Source organism: bacterium, from assembly GCA_024228115.1.
Lineage (GTDB): Bacteria > Myxococcota_A > UBA9160 > UBA9160 > UBA6930.
In genome coordinates this window covers 1-938 of sequence record JAAETT010000524.1, presented here as the reverse complement: position 1 = coordinate 938, position 938 = coordinate 1, and the positions used below count along the sequence as shown (strand labels likewise).

General features: G+C 60.1%; 1 protein-coding gene. It reads right to left on the bottom strand.

All coding sequences use genetic code 11. The features are described 5' to 3' along the window. Window positions 1–269: 269 nt before the first annotated feature. On the bottom strand, window positions 270–761 hold the full coding sequence (locus GY937_21810) for a hypothetical protein (GenBank protein ID MCP5059348.1): 492 nt from the start codon (window positions 759–761) through the stop codon (window positions 270–272). Window positions 762–938: the final 177 nt, after the last annotated feature.

The following is a 938-nucleotide window of genomic DNA, read 5'->3' as shown; positions in this document are numbered from 1 at the left end:
GCAGGAGCAGGCTGGTGAGGATCAGAACGTGCACGACGGGAAGGTAGGCCCCTCCGACTCTTGGGGTAGGCGGGCGCGGGGGCTGCCCACTCTCGCACGCGTCGAGCCCGGCTCCGGGCCGAACTCGGCGCCAGCCCATGAGCCCCGTGCGGGGCTCCGGATGGGCGGGCGGGGGGTTCTGCGTGGGGCTTGCGGGTGCGAGCCGGCATCCGAGTTCTGCGTCGACGACCAAGCTCGATCCCGGTGCGCTACGGAAAGAACGTCCCTGTTCACGACGGTTCACCTCGAAATGCAGAAGCTGCTTGGAGGCCAAAGGAATCGCACCAGCGCTCCTCTTCGGCAGATGTCACTGAGGAATGCAGCATCCCTAAACCTCGTTCCCGCGCGTACACGGCATGTCCGACTTCATGAAACAGAAGGAATATCGCGTAGCGCCGTGCCGCGTTGGCGGACCAATAGACTTCGGAAGCTCCCTTGATGACGTCTCCCCCGCAGGTTTCGACTGGCTTGAGCCACTTCTTGGTTTGCGAGAGCAACCTCGTCTTGGATCCACAGAGAAAGAAGTTGATTCGAATCTCATAGGTAGGCCCGCGGCCAACAATCCTGGCTTCCTGAGTAGTCGTTTGATTGCAACCAAACCTAATCTTGCTGATCGCACCAAGTATCTCTTTGGGAGCGAACGACTGGAGCGCACTCTTCACCTCCCTCGCATCGATAGGATACGTCACACCGAGTCCTGGTTTGTCGAAGTAGATCCTCAAGTCTTCTTCCGTAGACTATCCGGTGCTCAGTTGGCGAAGGGGATGTCCCGTCCGCTGTTGATCTTCTCTGAGCGGCGGCTCCGGTTTGAATCCTAGGCGACGCGCTTTGCAGTCGCCTCTTCGCTGGTTTCGGACACGGTGAGAGCTCGGACGAGCTTCTCGATGTCGCGCCACCCT